The organism is Citrobacter sp. Cpo045, assembly GCF_030332875.1.
Taxonomy (GTDB): domain Bacteria; phylum Pseudomonadota; class Gammaproteobacteria; order Enterobacterales; family Enterobacteriaceae; genus Citrobacter; species Citrobacter portucalensis.
In genome coordinates, this window is record NZ_JAOWGZ010000086.1 from 397,867 (window position 1) to 415,614 (window position 17,748).

Annotated in this window: 16 protein-coding genes and 1 other RNA gene; 9 read left to right on the plus strand and 8 right to left on the minus strand. The window is 54.5% G+C overall.

What is annotated here, in order from left to right:
- The first annotated feature begins 44 nt into the window (after window positions 1–44).
- Window positions 45–941: a LysR family transcriptional regulator SrsR gene (gene srsR / locus OGY13_RS08470; protein ID WP_003026999.1), complete on the plus strand. Its 897-nt coding sequence runs from the start codon at window positions 45–47 to the stop codon at window positions 939–941.
- Here the strand turns inward: srsR and scpC are convergent.
- The 5 genes from scpC to argP all read right to left on the minus strand — a co-directional run bounded on the left by scpC (window position 938) and on the right by argP (window position 7,484).
- Window positions 938–2,404, minus strand: coding sequence for a succinyl-CoA:acetate CoA-transferase ScpC (gene scpC / locus OGY13_RS08475; protein ID WP_213752651.1), 1,467 nt, complete (start codon window positions 2,402–2,404; stop codon window positions 938–940). The genes srsR and scpC overlap by 4 nt on opposite strands.
- A gap of 24 nt (window positions 2,405–2,428) precedes the next feature.
- A complete protein-coding gene (gene scpB, locus OGY13_RS08480) occupies window positions 2,429–3,214 on the minus strand; it encodes a methylmalonyl-CoA decarboxylase (RefSeq protein WP_008785757.1) in 786 nt (261 codons plus the stop codon).
- Between the two features lie 10 nt (window positions 3,215–3,224).
- On the minus strand, window positions 3,225–4,220 hold the full coding sequence (gene meaB / locus OGY13_RS08485) for a methylmalonyl Co-A mutase-associated GTPase MeaB (RefSeq protein WP_213752652.1): 996 nt from the start codon (window positions 4,218–4,220) through the stop codon (window positions 3,225–3,227).
- Window positions 4,213–6,357 carry a methylmalonyl-CoA mutase gene (gene scpA / locus OGY13_RS08490; protein WP_048236726.1) on the minus strand — a complete coding sequence of 715 codons (2,145 nt, stop codon included), beginning with the start codon at window positions 6,355–6,357 and terminating at the stop codon, window positions 4,213–4,215. The genes meaB and scpA overlap by 8 nt, the downstream gene beginning before the upstream one ends.
- Window positions 6,358–6,590: 233 nt before the next feature.
- Window positions 6,591–7,484, minus strand: a complete 894-nt coding sequence (gene argP, locus OGY13_RS08495; RefSeq protein ID WP_003825477.1) for a DNA-binding transcriptional regulator ArgP — start codon at window positions 7,482–7,484, stop codon at window positions 6,591–6,593.
- Between the two features lie 170 nt (window positions 7,485–7,654).
- Here argP and rpiA point away from each other — a divergent pair, with 170 nt between their 5' ends.
- Both rpiA and serA read left to right on the plus strand, forming a co-directional pair.
- The gene (rpiA, locus tag OGY13_RS08500) at window positions 7,655–8,314 is read left to right on the plus strand and encodes a ribose-5-phosphate isomerase RpiA (RefSeq protein WP_003825479.1); all 660 of its coding nucleotides are present in this window, start codon (window positions 7,655–7,657) and stop codon (window positions 8,312–8,314) included.
- Window positions 8,315–8,585: 271 nt separating this feature from the next.
- Window positions 8,586–9,818 carry a phosphoglycerate dehydrogenase gene (gene serA / locus OGY13_RS08505; RefSeq protein WP_003825480.1) on the plus strand — a complete coding sequence of 411 codons (1,233 nt, stop codon included), beginning with the start codon at window positions 8,586–8,588 and terminating at the stop codon, window positions 9,816–9,818.
- A 121-nt stretch (window positions 9,819–9,939) separates the two neighbouring features.
- Here the strand turns inward: serA and OGY13_RS08510 are convergent, their stop codons facing one another.
- The 3 genes from OGY13_RS08510 to zapA all read right to left on the minus strand — a co-directional run bounded on the left by OGY13_RS08510 (window position 9,940) and on the right by zapA (window position 11,110).
- Complete coding sequence (locus tag OGY13_RS08510; protein ID WP_100271935.1) at window positions 9,940–10,536, minus strand: 5-formyltetrahydrofolate cyclo-ligase; 597 nt, start codon at window positions 10,534–10,536, stop codon at window positions 9,940–9,942.
- Window positions 10,537–10,555: 19 nt separating this feature from the next.
- A non-coding RNA gene (ssrS, locus tag OGY13_RS08515) (6S RNA) lies at window positions 10,556–10,739 on the minus strand.
- Window positions 10,740–10,780: 41 nt separating this feature from the next.
- Complete coding sequence (gene zapA, locus OGY13_RS08520) at window positions 10,781–11,110, minus strand: cell division protein ZapA (protein ID WP_003026980.1); 330 nt, start codon at window positions 11,108–11,110, stop codon at window positions 10,781–10,783.
- A 167-nt stretch (window positions 11,111–11,277) separates the two neighbouring features.
- On the opposite strand from zapA, the gene OGY13_RS08525 reads away from it, so the two are divergent.
- From OGY13_RS08525 to gcvH, 6 genes are all read left to right on the plus strand, one after another.
- Window positions 11,278–11,856, plus strand: a complete 579-nt coding sequence (locus OGY13_RS08525; RefSeq protein ID WP_003026978.1) for a YecA/YgfB family protein — start codon at window positions 11,278–11,280, stop codon at window positions 11,854–11,856.
- A 24-nt stretch (window positions 11,857–11,880) separates the two neighbouring features.
- Window positions 11,881–13,206: a Xaa-Pro aminopeptidase gene (gene pepP, locus OGY13_RS08530; RefSeq protein ID WP_165755489.1), complete on the plus strand. Its 1,326-nt coding sequence runs from the start codon at window positions 11,881–11,883 to the stop codon at window positions 13,204–13,206.
- Window positions 13,203–14,381, plus strand: a complete 1,179-nt coding sequence (gene ubiH / locus OGY13_RS08535) for a 2-octaprenyl-6-methoxyphenyl hydroxylase (RefSeq protein ID WP_213752653.1) — start codon at window positions 13,203–13,205, stop codon at window positions 14,379–14,381. The genes pepP and ubiH overlap by 4 nt, the downstream gene beginning before the upstream one ends.
- 115 nt (window positions 14,382–14,496) lie before the next feature.
- Window positions 14,497–15,699, plus strand: a complete 1,203-nt coding sequence (gene ubiI, locus OGY13_RS08540; RefSeq protein ID WP_167820650.1) for an FAD-dependent 2-octaprenylphenol hydroxylase — start codon at window positions 14,497–14,499, stop codon at window positions 15,697–15,699.
- A 452-nt stretch (window positions 15,700–16,151) separates the two neighbouring features.
- Window positions 16,152–17,246 carry a glycine cleavage system aminomethyltransferase GcvT gene (gcvT, locus tag OGY13_RS08545; protein WP_048215585.1) on the plus strand — a complete coding sequence of 365 codons (1,095 nt, stop codon included), beginning with the start codon at window positions 16,152–16,154 and terminating at the stop codon, window positions 17,244–17,246.
- Between the two features lie 25 nt (window positions 17,247–17,271).
- A complete protein-coding gene (gcvH, locus tag OGY13_RS08550; RefSeq protein ID WP_003026965.1) occupies window positions 17,272–17,661 on the plus strand; it encodes a glycine cleavage system protein GcvH in 390 nt (129 codons plus the stop codon).
- Window positions 17,662–17,748: the final 87 nt, after the last annotated feature.

Genomic DNA, 17,748 nt, shown 5'->3' on the forward strand with positions numbered 1-17,748 from the left:
TCGCCGTAATGAGGATAGGCCATAGCGATTTTTAAGGGGACGCTATGGATATTTTTATCTCGAAAAAGATGCGTAATTTCATTCTGCTGGCGCAAACCAATAACATCGCCAGAGCGGCAGAAAAAATACATATGACCGCATCGCCTTTCGGTAAAAGCATTGCCGCACTGGAGGATCAAATCGGCTATACGCTGTTTACCCGCAAAGATAACAACATCAGTCTGAATAAAGCCGGACAGGAACTGTATCAGAAGCTGTTTCCCGTTTATCAGCGCCTTTCTGCCATTGATAACGAAATCCATAACGCCTCTCGCCGCTCGCGGGAAATCGTCATCGGGATCGACAATACCTACCCAACGATTATTTTTGACCAGTTGATTAGCCTTGGTGACAAGTATGACGGCGTGACGGCTCAGGCCGTTGAATTCAGCGAGAATGGGGTGATTGATAACCTGTTCGATCGCAAACTGGATTTTATTATCTCGCCGCAGCACGTTTCCCCCCGCGTCCAGGAACTGGAGAATCTGGCGATTAGCGAACTGCCTCCGCTGCGTCTGGGGTTTCTCGTTTCCCGGCGCTACGAAGAAAAACAGCCGCAGGATCTGCTGCGCGAGCTGCCCTGGCTGCAAATGCGCTTCCAGAATCGCGCCAACTTTGAGGCGATGCTGGATGCATACATGCGGCCCTGTGGGATCAACCCGACGATTATCTACCGTCCGTACAGCTTTATGGCCAAGATCAGCGCGGTAGAGCGCGGGCAGTTTTTGACGGTGATCCCTCACTTCGCCTGGCGGCTGGTGAACCCGTCGACGCTAAAGTATTTCGATGCGCCCGGCAGCCCCATGTATATGCAGGAGTTTCTCTATTCGCTGAAAAACCATCGTTATACCGCCACGATGCTTCAGCATATTGCTGAAGATCGTGACGGTAGCGCAAGTTAACCGAGCATCGATCCTGTTTCGAGAAGATTACGATGCAGATCGAACGCATGGCTGAGATCGTGATGGATATGTCCGCCGGGTGCTTTCTCCAGATAGCGGTGCAGATAATCCCGGTAAAGAGGGTGCGCACAGTTATCGATAATCGTGTGCGCCCGCTGCATCGGAGATAGCCCACGCAGATCGGCAATCCCTTGTTCGGTCACGATCACTTTAACGCTATGTTCGCTGTGGTCGACATGGCTGCACATTGGTACGATGGTGGAGATTTTCCCGCCTTTGGCAATCGACGGCGCCATAAAGATAGACAGGTAGGCATTGCGCTCGAAATCCCCGCTGCCGCCGATGCCATTCATCAGGTTCACCCCCGCAACGTGCGTGGAATTGGCATGGCCGTAGATATCAAACTCCAGACCGACGTTGAGCGCAATAACCCCCAGCCGACGGATGATCTCCGGGTTATTGGAGATCTCCTGCGGGCGCAGCACAATCCGGCTGGCGAAGAAGTCCATGTTGTCGTAAATCTTCTGTAGCGACGGGGCTGAAATGGTCAGGCTGGAGGCGCTGGCACCTGTTATCTTGCCCGTTTCCAGCAGATGTACCACCGACTCCTGCAACACCTCCGAATACATCATAAAGGGCGGGATATCTGGGTTCTCGCCCAGTCGCGCCATTACCGCGTTGTTGATATTGCCCACGCCGCTTTGTAAGGGTAGAAACTCAGCTGGAATACGTTTGTGAGCCATTTCTGCCAGCAGGAAAGTGACGACGTTATCGGCAATTTGCTGGCTGACCGGATTGGTTTTATCCGCCGCATTTCCGGCATCGGGCAGCTCGGTATCCACCACCGCAACCACCTTTTTGGGGTCTATCTGTACGCACTGGCTACCCACGCGATCCATGGTATGAAAAATGGGTACGCTGTTACGCCGCGGCGGCGCACCGGGTATCACGATGTCGGCAAACTCCGCCACGCGCGGATTATGGTAATGATTCAATTCAATGATCACTTTTTTCGCCCGCAGCAGCCAGGTCGGCCCATTACCAATACCGCTGGAAAGCCAAATCCGGCCATCTGGCGCAATGGCGGAGGCTTCAATGACGGCAACATCGATCTCGCCAAAAAAGCCGTAATTAACCATTTGCGCCACTTCACTCAAATGGAGATCGACAAACCTCACCTGGCCCTGATTAATTTTCTCGCGCAGGCCCGATGACGTTTGATAAGGCGCCCGCCAGGAAACGGCATCCGCCGCGGATAGAACATCATCAGCGGCGGCGCCAATTGATGCTCCGGTCAGCAGGCGGATCTGAAAAGGCTGCCCGTTCTGATGCCGTTCGCAGGCGCGTTGGGCAATTGCGCTGGGTAACGCTTTGGGTGAACCCGCAGGGGTAAAGCCGCTAAACGCCACCATATCATCGTGCTGGATAATTTCTGCCGCCTGTTCGGCGCTCATCCGTTTCATGGCCGTCTCCTTCCTCGGACGTGATTAATGGCCAACAAAATTTGGTTTACGTTTTTCCATAAACGCGTTCATCCCTTCCTGATAATCCTCGCTGTCGTACACCGCGCGGCGCATGCCCTGAATACGCTCGAACTCATCGGAATTCATGGTGTGCGCTTCACCAAGCACGCGCAGTTCTTCTTTGATGACGGCGATGGCCAGCGGCGCTTTTTCCGAGATGTGGTGCGCCATTTGCAGAGTGAAATCTTCCAGTTCCTCGACGGGCACGACATGGTTAAGGATCCCGACCGCCATGGCGCGTTGAGCGGTGATGGGCGAAGCGGTAAAAATCAGCTCTTTCACGATGTGAAAACCAGCGTCGCGGGTCAGGTTGTGGATGCCCACCAGGTTATACGGCACACCGAGGTTGACCGGGGTCATCGAGAAAGTGGAGGTACTGGCTGCAATAATCAGATCGGAACTCATGATCATCTCAAACGCGCCGCCCCAGACGCTGCCTTCGACCATGGAGATCACCGGCTTCGGGTATTTTTGGATCATACGGGTTATCTGACGCAGCGGATCGTCATAAGAGAGCGGATCGCGACGTCCGGTAGGGAGTTCATGAATATCATGCCCGGCAGAAAACACTTTGGCCCCGCTTGGAGCGCGCAGAATGATGCAGCGAATGTCTGCACGATTGAGATCGCTCAGCGCCTGCATCAGATCGTCAATAAACACTTTACTCAGGGCATTGAGCTTGCGGGCGTAATTGAACTCAATAACCGCGACTTTCTGGATGATGACCACGTTGACGTATTGATAAGACATAATGTTCTCTTTATTGAAAGTAATGATGCTGAATAAATTCGCTGATGTGCCGCAGACCGGTGCGCGGCGAAAGATCATTGTTTTTGACGGCCTGTAGCGTCTGCTGGAAATAGCGGTCGAAATCAGTCCGCGCAAACAACAGATGCAGGGCTTCTTCTTCAGCCTGCTGGTGTAACCAGTCCACCGCCTGCTGCTGGCGAACTTTTTCCAGTCGGCCGCTGGCGGTCAGGCACGTTTTAAAGTCGCTAATCGCCTGCCAAACCTCCTCGATACCGCGTTTTTCCAGGGCGCTACAGGTCAGAACCCGCGGCTGCCACTCGTCATATTTGCGGCGCAGAATATGCAGGGCGGACTCGTACATATGGCGGGCAATGGCAACGCTGGTATGGTTATCACCGTCGTCCTTATTGATGACGACCAGATCCGCCATTTCCATCAGGCCTTTTTTGATGCCCTGTAAATCGTCGCCACCGCCAGCGATTTGCAGTGAGATAAAGCAATCCACCATGCCTGCGACTTCGATTTCTGACTGCCCAACGCCGACGGTTTCTACAATCACCACGTCAAAGCCAGCCGCTTCGCACAGCAGCATTAATTCGCGGGCACGCTGGCTGGCACCGCCTAAATGACCGCAGGAAGGGACCGGGCGAATAAACGCAGATTCGGCGCGGGCCAGCTCCGTCATGCGGGTTTTATCGCCAAGAATGCTGCCGCCGCTGACCGGGCTGCTGGGATCGACGGCGATCACCGCCACCCGTAATCCGTGGTGGATGAGCAACATGCCGAATGCTTCCAGGAAAGTGCTTTTGCCCGCGCCCGGCGTACCGGTGATCCCCAAGCGCAGGGCGTTACCGGTGAACGGCATAATCGCGTCCAGCAATTGCGTACTCAGCGGCTGGTGGCGCGGGTGGTTGCTTTCGACCAGCGTCATCGCCTGGGCGAGCGTAGCCCGTTCGCCGAGTCGCAAACGGCGAACGGTATCTTCAAGCGTGGCGGCGTTAATCATGATGCTGACTGATACGGGTTAACACATCGCGGACGCTGTCGAGCATTGGCGTGCCGGGACCATAAATGGCTGCCACGCCATGTTCGTGCAGGAAGGCGTAATCCTGTGGCGGAATAACGCCTCCTGCTACCACGCAGATATCTTCACGCCCCCATTTTTTGAGTGCGGTAACCAACTCAGGAATCAGCGTTTTATGGCCCGCCGCCAGTGACGATGCGCCTATTACATGCACATCGTTTTCTACCGCCAGACGGGCGATCTCTTCCGGAGTGGAGAACATCGGGCTGAGATCGACATCGAAACCGAGATCGGAATAGGCGCTGGCGATTACCTTCGCGCCGCGATCATGGCCGTCCTGGCCCATCTTGGCGATCAGAATACGCGGGCGGCGGCCATTTTCCGCGAGGAACTGTTCGGTTTGCGCAACGATGGTATCGAACTCATCGGCGGATTTGTCTGACTGGTGATAGCTTTGCGCAATCACGCCGGTGACGCAGTGGCTGGGAACCAGATACCGATCAAAAGCGACTTCCAGCGCGTCGGAGATTTCACCGAGCGTGGCGCGAACGCGGGCGGCGCTGACGGCGGCGGCCAGCAGGTTTTCATTATGCTGCGCGGCGTGGGTCAGCGCGGATAGCGCGGCCTTGACAGCATCGTTGTCGCGGGTGTTGCGGATATGTTTCAGCGAGGCAATCTGCTCGTTGCGCACCTTCACGTTGTCGATCTCCAGTACCGACGTCTCGTCTTCTTTATCCAGCTTGTACTTATTGACGCCGACGATAACGCGCTTACCCTGGTCGATCAGCGATTGTTCGCGCGCGGAAGCTTCTTCGATCATCCGTTTAGGCAGCCCGGCTTCGATCGCCTTCGCCATGCCGCCTGCCTCATCAATCTGTTTGATGATCGTGCGCGCCTGCTTCACGATTTGATCGGTGAGTGACTCGACGTAATACGATCCGGCCAGCGGATCAACGGTGCGGCAGATCTCTGATTCTTCCTGAATGATGATCTGCGTATTACGCGCAATACGGGCGGAGAAATCGGTGGGCAGACCGAGCGCTTCATCAAAAGCATTGGTATGCAGCGACTGGGTGCCGCCAAGCGTAGCGCCGAGTGCTTCAATAGTGGTTCGTACCACGTTGTTGTACGGGTCCTGCTCGGTCAGGCTCCAGCCGGACGTCTGGCAGTGGGTACGCAGAGCGAGAGATTTCGGGTTGGTCGCGCCAAAGCTGCTGACCGCTTCACTCCACAAATAGCGCGCCGCGCGCAGCATGGCGACGTTCATAAACAGATCCATGCCGATGCCGAAGAAGAACGACAGGCGCGGGGCAAAATCATCAATTTTCAGTCCGGCGGAGAGTGCAGCTTTGATGTATTCAATACCGTCTGCCAGCGTAAACGCTACCTGCTGCACGCAGTTCGCTCCGGCTTCACCCATGTGATAGCCGCTGATGCTGATGGTGTTAAAGCGCGGCATGTTGCCAGAGCACCAGGCGATGATGTCGGCGATAATGCGCATGGACGGTTTTGGGGGATAAATGTAGGTGTTGCGGCACAGGTACTCTTTCAGAATATCGTTCTGAATGGTCCCGGTGAGTTGTTCCGGCGCTACGCCTTGTTCTTCTGCAGCGACGATATAAAACGCCAGCACAGGTAGAACCGCGCCGTTCATGGTCATCGATACTGACATCTTATCCAGCGGGATCTGGTCGAACAGTATCTTCATATCTTCGACGGTATCGATCGCCACGCCTGCTTTACCGACGTCACCCGCCACGCGTGGGTTGTCAGAGTCATAGCCACGATGTGTGGCAAGGTCAAAGGCGACGGAAAGTCCTTTTTGTCCGGCGGCGAGGTTGCGGCGGTAAAAGGCGTTGGACTCTTTGGCGGTAGAGAAACCAGCGTATTGACGAATGGTCCACGGCTGCGCGGTATACATGGTGGCGCGCGGGCCACGCACGTAAGGCGGCAGGCCGGGAAGGGTGCCCGTGACTTCCAGATTATCGAGGTCTTCTTCGGTGTACAGCGGCTTGATGGCAATCCCTTCCGCCGTCTGTCTTTCCAGCGACTCGACGGTTTTTTCCCGGCGACTGAGTTCTTTATTGGCGAGTGTTTGCCACTCCTGCACGTTTGCCATTTTTTGCTCCGTATTACGCAATAAGTTGAATCTTTGCGAATACGGTGAGCTTTTTCATTTGGCTTGTCGCCAGCAAAAAATAGCCAACAGGGCGTCGTTTTTTGCCGCGTGGCGTGTTTGATTTTGTGATTTATTTCAAAGACGTGGCGGGAATAGCATGAAAAGAGGGTAAAAGGCTTGTCGGCCGGATAGGGCGTTACGCCACCATCCGGCACTCAGAGGTTATGAGCGGTTTAATCCTGACGCAGTACGTTGTGACCATAGGCCAGCAGCGCATCGGTGACGTTGCGCATCATGCGGCTTTCCGGTGCAAAACGGTGCCAGTACAGCATCCGGCGCTGGAACAGGCCCGGTGTTAAGTCGATAAGTTCGCCGCTTTCCAGTTCTTTCTCAATCTGCAAGTGGGGGATCATGCAGCAGGTCGTTCCCTGACGCGCCAATTGAACAAAGGCTTCAGACGAGTTAACGATATGGCACGGCACGCTGCCCGGTGGCAGGTCGAAGTTTTGTTGCAGGAACGCCTGGTGCATATCATCAAGATGGTCAAACGCTACCGCTGGGGCTTTCAGCAGGGCAGAGCGGGTGACGCCGTTAGGGAAATAGCGCTCGGCGAAAGGTTTGGATCCAACAAACAGGTAGTCCAGCGCGCCGAGTTTATCCACCAGACAGCTTGGCAGCGCCTGATGCTGAATACTCACCGCACCGACCACCTCACCACGACGTAGACGCTCCTGAGTGCGCGTTTCATCCTCAACCTGCAGGTTCAGACGAATCGGTGAATTGGCCAGTACCGGAGCCAGCGCCGGAAGCAACCAGGTCGCCAGACTGTCGGCGTTCACCGCCAGTGAGAGCAGCAGCGGCGTCGAGCCGGTTTGTTCATCACCCAGCCACTCGTCTTCCAGCAGTTCAACCTGACGCAAAAGCGCCAGTAGTTTCTGCCCCTGTTCGGTTGGGCGTGGTGGTACGGTACGCACCAGCAGCGGTTGTCCGAACATATTCTCAAGCTGTTTTATGCGCTGTGAAACCGCGGATTGCGTGATGCACAGCTTTTGCGCCGCGCGCTCAAATCCTCGTTCACGAATAACCGCATCCAGTGCTTGTAGTGTTCTGTAGTCCGGACGTTTCATTGCTTTGACGCACTCCTGAAAATTTTGCTTGTTCTGCACTATGACACAAATTTAGGTTGGGTAAAGACGAAATCCGCCGCTTGCGAGCGGGTGTGGGAACATTTTTCTGCACAATGTTCTATAATGCGCGTGAATTTTCCCACCATATTCACACCACAGGCGAAACGATCATGACGCAGGATGAACTGAAAAAAGCAGTAGGATGGGCGGCACTTCAGTATGTACAGCCCGGTACCATTGTGGGCGTAGGTACAGGTTCAACAGCCGCACACTTTATTGATGCGCTGGGCACAATGAAAGGTCAGATTGAAGGTGCGGTATCCAGTTCGGACGCTTCAACCGAAAAACTCAAAAGCCTCGGTATCCACGTGTTCGATCTTAACGAAGTGGACAGCCTCGGCGTATACGTTGACGGCGCGGATGAAATCAACGGCCACATGCAGATGATCAAGGGCGGCGGCGCTGCGTTGACCCGTGAAAAAATTATTGCTTCCGTGGCGAAGAAATTTATCTGCATTGCCGACGCGTCCAAAGAAGTCGATATTCTCGGTAACTTCCCGCTGCCGGTTGAAGTGATCCCAATGGCGCGCAGCGCTGTGGCTCGCCAGTTGGTGAAGCTGGGCGGTCGTCCTGAATACCGTCAGGGCGTAGTGACGGACAATGGTAACGTGATCCTTGATGTACACGGTCTGGAGATCCTCGATGCCATCGCGATGGAAAACGCCATCAATGCGATTCCGGGCGTGGTAACCGTCGGTCTGTTTGCCAACCGTGGTGCGGATGTTGCGCTGATCGGTACGCCAGACGGCGTGAAAACTATCGTAAAATGATCTGACGGGAGTGTCTTCTCCCGTTAAAAAAATTTTGGCAGGGCAAATTTGGTGACTTGTGTCACGTTTATAATATTGTCCTGCCGATCTCTCCAAAGAAAAAGTTATCGCCAGTATTTTCCTCTGACATTTCTCTCTGAATGACATTTCTTCAGCACGGCGACGCAAACGTTCATATTGCCGCAATATTATTTTTTGATATGTTGAAGAGACGGATGAAAATCCCACACACAACACATCAGTTTGAACAAAAAAAGACAGGGTCGGGGAAATGGCAAAGGTATCACTGGAGAAAGATAAGATTAAATTTCTGCTGGTTGAAGGCGTGCATCAAAAAGCGCTCGAAAGCCTTCGTGCAGCAGGTTATACCAACATCGAGTTTCATAAAGGCGCTCTGGACACTGAACAACTGAAAGAGTCCATCCGTGATGCCCACTTCATTGGCCTGCGATCCCGTACCCATCTGACTGAAGATGTGATTGACGCCGCAGAGAAACTGGTCGCGATTGGCTGCTTCTGTATCGGCACCAACCAGGTTGATCTCAGCGCTGCGGCAAAGCGCGGTATCCCCGTGTTTAACGCACCATTCTCAAACACGCGTTCCGTTGCAGAACTGGTGATTGGCGAACTGCTGCTGCTGCTACGCGGCGTACCCGAAGCAAACGCCAAAGCACACCGCGGCGTGTGGAATAAACTGGCTACCGGCTCGTTTGAAGCGCGTGGCAAAAAACTGGGGATCATCGGCTACGGCCACATTGGTACTCAGCTAGGCATTCTGGCGGAATCGCTGGGGATGCACGTCTATTTCTATGATATTGAAAATAAACTCCCGCTCGGCAACGCCACGCAGGTGCAGCATCTTTCCGACCTGCTCAATATGAGCGACGTGGTCAGTTTGCACGTACCGGAAAATGCCTCCACCAAAAATCTGATGGGCGCGCGTGAGATTGCGTTGATGAAACCAGGCGCGCTACTGATTAACGCCGCACGCGGCACAGTTGTTGATATTCCTGCGCTGTGCGACGCGTTAGCGACCAAGCACCTGGCAGGGGCAGCAATCGACGTATTCCCAACCGAGCCGGCAACCAACAGCGATCCTTTCACTTCGCCGCTGTGTGATTTCGACAACGTGATCCTGACGCCGCACATTGGTGGTTCAACGCTGGAAGCACAGGAAAACATCGGTCTGGAAGTGGCTGGGAAACTGACCAAGTATTCCGACAACGGCTCTACGCTGTCTGCAGTTAACTTCCCGGAAGTTTCGCTGCCGCTGCACGGCGGTCGTCGTCTGATGCACATTCACGAAAACCGTCCGGGCGTACTGACTGCGCTGAACCAGATTTTTGCCGAGCAGGGCGTCAACATTGCCGCGCAGTATCTGCAGACTTCCGCACAGGTAGGTTACGTGGTTATTGATATTGAAGCGGATGAAGATGTGGCAGAGAAAGCGCTGCTGGCGATGAAAGCCCTTCCGGGAACCATTCGCGCTCGTCTGCTGTACTGATTTCCTCTACATGGGCAGGCGGTTGACCTGCCCATCTTTCCTCTGATTTCCCGGCCTCAAAATCTCTTCCTGTCACGCATACATTCTGTTTTCGAGCCTTGCCGCAATCGGCAAAAAACGGCTACCACTCCCAGATTTTGGACGGCGTCACCACCGCAGGCAGCGGGATATCCCATTCTTCGACAGGCAGCTTTTCCACTCGCTGACAATCGTGCGCGTAGCCTACGGGCTGGATCTTATGCTGCTGCCAGTTTTGAAGCGTCCGATCGTAAAATCCGCCGCCCATACCCAGGCGTTGCCCGACCTCATCAAATGCCACTAACGGCGTAATCAGTACATCCAGCTGTGAGAGCGGCAATACGTCACGTACATCAAGCCGTGGTTCCTGGATCTTTAAGCGATTGGTTACCAGGTCGCTGTGCGGATGATAGTGCAGGAACAGCAGGTTGCCAGGGCTGAAGGGATGAAGAACCGGAAGATAGACGCGCTTGCCTGCCCGCCACAGCTGATCTATTAGCGGCTGGGTATCGAGTTCGCCATCGAACGAGAGGAATACCGCCACGGTATGAGCGAGTACAACAGGGGGAAAGCTGAGCATTCGGGTCGCGGCTTGCTGACCGTATTGTCGTTGCTGTTCGGAAGTAAGCGCGCGACGACGCTGCCGAATCAGTTGGCGGATTTCGTGCCGGGATAAAGGGAGTTCAGAAAGTAATGTCATGGCTGTTGCCAGGTAGAAGGGAATCTCCGAGATGCCGCCGCAGGCTGTAACCCTTGAACCCTTGGTTCAAGGTGAATGCGTCGTCACAGTTTTAAGGCTTCTCGGACGGGCCGAGCATGCTCACCAACCGTGGAGCGCCACATTCTTGTGGTATGAAATATCGGCTCAGGGGACTGGCCCGCTTGCAAACATCTCAGAGAAATTTTGTCTTCACGGTCACTCTACCACAGTAAACCGAAAAGTGTTATTCAAAGTTTTGGCCCGTTTTTTCGGTTATGCGACCCTGATCAAGCAACGCCTGTTCGATGGTCTGTTGTAGCATCCGAATACGTTGTTCCATGCTCGCCGCGTACTCACGCGTCTTCGCTTTTTCCTGAGTTAATTCATAGCTGATGTTCAACGCGGCGATGAAAACCAACTGCTCAGTATTTGTGACTCTAGTGCGAACTTTCAGATCTTGCAATCGCTGATTGAGATCGTCCGCAGCCTGATTCAACGCATCCCTTTGTTCAGGCGGGCAATTCACTCGCAGTGAACGGCCAAATATTTGGATATCGACGGGTTGTGCAGACATGCCACCTTCCTGCTGATTGACTGCGCTGCCTTCGTCTCCAGACCGTGGGTCCGCGAAGGGGCGACACTATAGCTACCCTGGTATCAAGATACAAGCCCTTTTCTGGTCCACCAGGGTCCAAAGTGGTAGCATATCATGAATATTCCTCCCTTTGATGACGAATGCTTATGTCTATACAGAACGAAATGCCTGGTTACAACGAAGTTAGCCAGTTTTTGAACCAACAAGGGGCTGGATTAACCCCGGCCGAAATGCACGGCTTGATAAGCGGAATGATTTGCGGCGGAAACAACGACAGCTCATGGCAGCCGCTGCTGCACGACCTGACGAACGAAGGTCTGGCCTTTGGTCACGAGCTGGCTCAGGCGCTGCTGAAAATGCACTCAGCCACCAGCGATGCCCTCGAAGACGACGGCTTCCTTTTTCAGCTTTATCTGCCTGAAGGGGATGACGTCAGCGTTTTCGATCGCGCCGATGCGCTGGCGGGATGGGTAAACCACTTTTTACTGGGCCTTGGCGTCACGCAGCCGAAGCTCGACAAAGTGACCGGCGAAACCGGGGAAGCGATTGACGACCTGCGCAATATCGCTCAATTGGGATATGACGAAGACGAAGATCAGGAAGAGCTGGAAATGTCGCTCGAAGAGATCATCGAATACGTGCGCGTAGCCGCCTTGCTGTGCCATGACACGTTTACGCGTCAGCAGCCGACCGCGCCGGAAGTCCGTAAACCGACTCTGCACTAAGAACGAAACGCAAAGGAGAGTGTGATGAGCGAGATATCTCAGCAAGAATTCCAGCGTCGTCGCCAGGCTTTACTGGCACAAATGCAGCCCGGCAGCGCCGCGCTGATTTTTGCCGCACCGGAAGCGACGCGTAGTGCGGACAGTGAATACCCTTACCGCCAAAGCAGTGATTTCTGGTACTTCACCGGTTTTAACGAACCTGAAGCCGTGCTGGTGCTGATTAAAAGTGATGACACTCATAACCACAGCGTTTTGTTCAATCGGGTTCGCGATCTGACGGCGGAAATCTGGTTTGGCCGCCGTCTGGGCCAGGATGCTGCCCCGGCAAAACTTGGCGTTGACCGGGCGCTGGCCTTCAGTGAAATCAACCAACAGCTGTATTTGCTGCTCAATGGTCTGGACGCGGTATACCACGCTCAGGGCGAGTATACCTGGGCCGACGAGATTGTGTGCACGGCGCTGGATAAACTGCGCAAAGGCTCCAGACAAAATCTGCACGCGCCTGCCGCGATTATCGACTGGCGTCCGATGGTGCATGAAATGCGCCTGTTCAAATCACCGGAAGAAATTGCGGTCATGCGTCGTGCCGGAGAAATCACCGCACTGGCGCATACCCGCGCGATGGAAAAATGCCGTCCGGGAATGTTTGAATACCAGTTAGAAGGGGAGATTCACCATGAATTTACCCGTCATGGCGCGCGTTATCCGTCCTATAACACGATTGTCGGCAGCGGTGAAAACGGCTGTATCCTGCATTACACCGAAAATGAAAGTGAAATGCGCGATGGCGATCTGGTGCTAATCGACGCTGGCTGCGAATACAAAGGCTATGCGGGTGACATTACGCGTACCTTCCCGGTAAACGGTAAATTTACCCCAGCACAGCGTGAAATCTACGATATCGTACTGGAATCCTTAGAGACCAGCCTGCGTCTGTATCGTCCCGGAACGTCCATTCAGGAAGTCACTGGCGAAGTGGTGCGCATCATGATTACGGGTCTGGTGAAGCTTGGCATTCTGCACGGTGATGTCGATCAGTTGATTACCGAAAATGCGCACCGCCCATTCTTTATGCATGGCCTAAGTCACTGGCTGGGTCTGGATGTGCACGACGTCGGCGTTTATGGTCAGGACCGCTCACGTATTCTTGAGCCGGGAATGGTACTCACCGTCGAACCGGGACTGTATATCGCGCCGGATGCAGATGTACCGCCGGCTTATCGTGGTATCGGCATTCGTATTGAGGATGACATCCTCATCACCGAGGACGGCAATGAAAACCTGACCGCCAGCGTAGTGAAGAAAGCTGATGACATTGAAGCCTTAATGGCTGCGGCGCGACTGCAATGAGCGTGATTATCGTTGGTGGTGGTATGGTCGGTGCGACGCTGGCGCTGGCCATTTCCCAGCTCAGTCATGGGACGCTGCCAGTTCATCTGATAGAAGCGAGCGAACCTGAAACTGACCGTCATCCTGGGTTTGACGCCCGGGCGATCGCGCTGGCGGCAGGAACCTGCCAACAGCTGGCGCGAATTGGTGTATGGCAGGCGATTGCCGATTGCGCAACGGCCATTAAAACGGTTCACGTCAGCGATCGCGGCCATGCTGGATTTGTGACGCTGGATGCGCAGGAATACCGTATTCCGGCTCTGGGTCAGGTGGTAGAACTGCACGACGTCGGGCTGCGTCTGTTTGCGCTGCTGCGCAAAGCACCGGGCGTCACATTGCACTGCCCCGACCGCGTAGCCAGCGTGTCGCGCACGCAGGAGCGCGTTGAAGTGACGCTGGAGAATGGCGAGATGATTACCGGTCGCCTGCTGGTGGCTGCTGACGGCACGCGTTCCGCACTGGCGACTGCCTGCGGTGTTGACTGGCTGCAACAGCCTTATGAGCAACTGGCAGTGATTGCCAACGTCACGACCTCTGTACCGCACAACGGACGAGCGTTTGAACGCTTCACGCAATATGGCCCGCTGGCAATGCTGCCAATGTCTGACGGCCGCTGCTCGCTGGTGTGGTGCCATCCGCTGGAGCAGCGTGATGAGATCATGGCCTGGTCCGACGAACAGTTTTGCCGTGAACTGCAAACCGCTTTTGGCTGGCGACTGGGACGTATTACCCAGGCTGGTAAACGCAGCGCTTATCCGCTTTCGTTAACTACGGCGCTGAAAGCGATTACCCATCGTACCGTGCTGGTAGGGAACGCCGCCCAGACGCTGCATCCCATTGCCGGGCAAGGTTTCAACCTTGGCCTGCGCGATGTAATGAGCCTTGCTGAGACGTTGACGCAGGCGCAGAACGGCGCAGAAGATGTGGGTGATTATGCGGTGCTGGCACGCTATCAGCAGCGCCGCGAGCGCGATCGCGAGACGACGATTGGTGTGACCAATAATTTAGTGTATTTGTTTGCCAATCACTGGGCCCCGCTGGTTGTTGGGCGCAATGTCGGGTTGATGGCGATGGAATTATTCACCCCTGCGCGCGATGCGCTGGCGGAGCGGACCCTGGGTTGGGTTGCACGATAAATATGACCTGTAGGCCGGATGAGGCAACGCCGACATCCGGCAAGGGTCCCCGCAAAAATGCCTGATGGCGCTGCGCTTATCAGGCCTACGGATTACAGGTTTCGAGGTACAAACAGTGCAAAGTGTTGATGTAGCAATTGTTGGTGGCGGCATGGTGGGGCTGGCGGTTGCCTGCGGCCTGCAGGGCAGTGGGTTGCGCATTGCTGTATTAGAACAACATGTTCCGCAGCCGTTGGCGGCGGATGCACCTCCTCAGCTTCGCGTTTCGGCCATTAATGCAGCCAGCGAAAAACTGCTTACCCGTCTTGGCGTCTGGTCCGACATTGTTGCTCGTCGCGCTTGCTGCTACCACGGCATGGAAGTCTGGGACAAAGACAGCTTTGGACGTATTGCGTTTGATGACCAGAGCATGGGCTACAGCCATTTGGGTCACATCGTTGAAAACTCAGAAATCCATTATGCGCTGTGGCAAAAGGCGCAGCGTTCAGCGGATATTACGCTGATGGCGCCAGCTGAAATTCAGCAGGTGGCCTGGGGCGAGAACGAGGCATTTCTGAGCCTCAAAGATGGCGCAATGCTGACGGCGCGTCTGGTCGTCGGTGCCGATGGTGCTAATTCCTGGCTGCGCAATAAAGCGGACATTCCGCTCACCTTCTGGGACTACCGTCATCATGCGCTGGTGGCGACTATCCGTACGCAGGAAGCTCACGGTGCGGTTGCGCGTCAGGCGTTTCATGGCGAGGGGATCCTGGCATTCCTGCCACTTAGCGATCCACACCTGTGTTCTATCGTCTGGTCGCTCTCGCCGCAGGAAGCAGAACGTATGCAGCAGGCAAGCGTTGACGAGTTTAATCAGGCGCTGAATATCGCTTTTGATAATCGTCTGGGGCTGTGCAGCCTTGAAAGCGAACGTCAGGCGTTTCCGCTGACGGGACGTTATGCTCGCCAGTTCGCGGCCCATCGTCTGGCGCTGGTGGGGGATGCGGCGCATACCATCCACCCGCTGGCGGGTCAGGGGGTTAACCTTGGCTTTATGGATGCGGCGGAACTGATCGATGAGCTTAAGCGGCTACAGCGTCAGGGCAAAGATATTGGGCAGTATCTCTATTTACGCCGCTACGAGCGCAGCCGTAAGCACAGCGCAGCGCTGATGCTGGCGGGGATGCAGGGTTTCCGTGAACTGTTTGCAGGCGAGAATCCGGCGAAAAAACTGCTACGCGATATTGGGCTGAAACTGGCCGATACCCTCCCGGGTGTAAAACCACAACTCATCCGTCAGGCGATGGGACTGAACGATCTTCCCGAGTGGTTACGTTAGTGTCCGTAAGGACAATCTTAAGAGTTTGAGACCCGTCACACTTTCCTCTCCCGGCCTTCGCGCCGGGGTGCTTCTCTCATTTGAAATAATCTAATTCCACGCCTTTTTTCGCATTAGTTTTTCTAATATTACGTTTTTTTCATAACGCCATTTTTGACATTTTTTCCACATTTAATGTGGATTGATGCTGTAATTTTGCGCTTATCTTTGTTTGTTGTTCTGATTGATTGCTATATGTATGGAGTTTTATTCTGTTAGTGATCTGGCTGTTTTTCGCCATAAGCTAATGTGATGGTTAATTTTGACTTATGGTTTAGCGTCTGTTTCGGTGGTAAGTTCAGGACAAAGAGAACGTTTGCGTCGTAGCCCCTGGAGCGGCTGCGGTGCTGGGTTTCGTGGCGAAAATTTCACCGCGAAAGAGTTGGTAGCCCCGCTTATTCAACGAGGAAAAGATGGCTCAACAGACTCCTTTGTACGAACAACACACGCTATGTGGCGCGCGCATGGTCGATTTCCATGGCTGGATGATGCCACTGCATTACGGTTCTCAGCTCGATGAACACCATGCTGTTCGCACCGACGCCGGAATGTTTGATGTGTCGCATATGACCATCGTCGACCTGCGCGGTAGCCGCACCCGGGAGTTCTTGCGTTATCTGCTGGCAAACGACGTCGCGAAGCTAACGAAGACGGGTAAAGCCCTCTACTCCGGGATGCTCAACGCTTCGGGCGGCGTGATAGATGACCTGATTGTCTACTACTTCACTGAAGATTTCTTCCGCCTCGTTGTAAACTCCGCCACCCGCGAAAAAGACCTATCCTGGATTACCCAACACGCTGAACCTTACGCCATCGACATCACCGTTCGTGACGACCTGTCGCTGATTGCGGTGCAGGGGCCAAACGCGCAGGAAAAAGCAGCCACGTTGTTTACTGACGAACAGCGCCATGCGGTAGAAGGTATGAAGCCGTTCTTTGGCGTTCAGGCGGGTGATTTGTTTATCGCAACCACCGGTTATACCGGCGAAGCAGGCTATGAAATCGCCATGCCGAATGAAAAAGCGGCTGATTTCTGGCGTGCGCTGGTACAGGCTGGTGTCAAACCTTGTGGTCTCGGCGCGCGTGACACCCTGCGTCTGGAAGCGGGTATGAACCTGTATGGTCAGGAGATGGACGAAGGGATTTCTCCGCTGGAAGCCAATATGGGTTGGACCATTGCGTGGGAACCTGCCGACCGCGACTTTATTGGTCGTGAAGCACTGGAAATGCAGCGCGAAAAAGGCCACGAACAGCTGGTCGGGCTGGTGATGACTGAGAAGGGCGTGCTGCGTAATGAACTGCCGGTGCGTTTCACCGATGCTTCTGGCAACCAGCATGAAGGCATTATCACCAGTGGCACATTCTCCCCAACCCTGGGTTACAGCATCGCGTTGGCGCGCGTGCCTGCGGGTATCGGTGAGACTGCGATCGTACAGATCCGTAACCGTGAAATGCCGGTAAAAGTGACTAAACCTGTTTTTGTGCGTAACGGCAAAGCCGTCGCGTAATTCATCCTTTTTTGGAGATTGATTGATGAGCAACGTACCTGCAGAACTGAAATACAGCAAAGAACACGAATGGCTGCGCAAAGAAGCTGACGGCTCTTACACCGTTGGTATCACCGAACACGCTCAGGAGCTGTTAGGTGACATGGTTTTCGTTGACCTGCCAGAAGTTGGCGCCACCGTCAGCGCGGGCGATGATTGCGCCGTTGCGGAGTCCGTAAAAGCGGCATCCGATATCTATGCGCCAGTAGGCGGTGAGATTGTTGCGGTTAACGATGCGCTCAGCGACTCCCCGGAACTGGTCAACAGCGAACCGTATGCGGGCGGCTGGATTTTCAAAATCAAAGCCAGCGATGAAAGCGAAATTGAATCGCTGTTGGATGCCACTGCGTACGAGGCATTACTGGAAGACGAATAAGATTGTGCCGGATGGCACTGCGTTTATCCGGCCTACGGTTTTATGTAGGCCCGGTAAGCGTCAGCGCCACCGGGCAATTGAGTTAGA

Coding starts and splice junctions, on each gene's coding strand:
- srsR (WP_003026999.1), top strand. CDS start 45: ATGGATATTTTTATCTCGAAAAAGATGCGTAATTTCATTCTGCTGGCG.
- scpC (WP_213752651.1), bottom strand. CDS start 2,404: ATGAAACGGATGAGCGCCGAACAGGCGGCAGAAATTATCCAGCACGAT.
- scpB (WP_008785757.1), bottom strand. CDS start 3,214: ATGTCTTATCAATACGTCAACGTGGTCATCATCCAGAAAGTCGCGGTT.
- meaB (WP_213752652.1), bottom strand. CDS start 4,220: ATGATTAACGCCGCCACGCTTGAAGATACCGTTCGCCGTTTGCGACTC.
- scpA (WP_048236726.1), bottom strand. CDS start 6,357: ATGGCAAACGTGCAGGAGTGGCAAACACTCGCCAATAAAGAACTCAGT.
- argP (WP_003825477.1), bottom strand. CDS start 7,484: ATGAAACGTCCGGACTACAGAACACTACAAGCACTGGATGCGGTTATT.
- rpiA (WP_003825479.1), top strand. CDS start 7,655: ATGACGCAGGATGAACTGAAAAAAGCAGTAGGATGGGCGGCACTTCAG.
- serA (WP_003825480.1), top strand. CDS start 8,586: ATGGCAAAGGTATCACTGGAGAAAGATAAGATTAAATTTCTGCTGGTT.
- OGY13_RS08510 (WP_100271935.1), bottom strand. CDS start 10,536: ATGACATTACTTTCTGAACTCCCTTTATCCCGGCACGAAATCCGCCAA.
- zapA (WP_003026980.1), bottom strand. CDS start 11,110: ATGTCTGCACAACCCGTCGATATCCAAATATTTGGCCGTTCACTGCGA.
- OGY13_RS08525 (WP_003026978.1), top strand. CDS start 11,278: ATGTCTATACAGAACGAAATGCCTGGTTACAACGAAGTTAGCCAGTTT.
- pepP (WP_165755489.1), top strand. CDS start 11,881: ATGAGCGAGATATCTCAGCAAGAATTCCAGCGTCGTCGCCAGGCTTTA.
- ubiH (WP_213752653.1), top strand. CDS start 13,203: ATGAGCGTGATTATCGTTGGTGGTGGTATGGTCGGTGCGACGCTGGCG.
- gcvT (WP_048215585.1), top strand. CDS start 16,152: ATGGCTCAACAGACTCCTTTGTACGAACAACACACGCTATGTGGCGCG.
- gcvH (WP_003026965.1), top strand. CDS start 17,272: ATGAGCAACGTACCTGCAGAACTGAAATACAGCAAAGAACACGAATGG.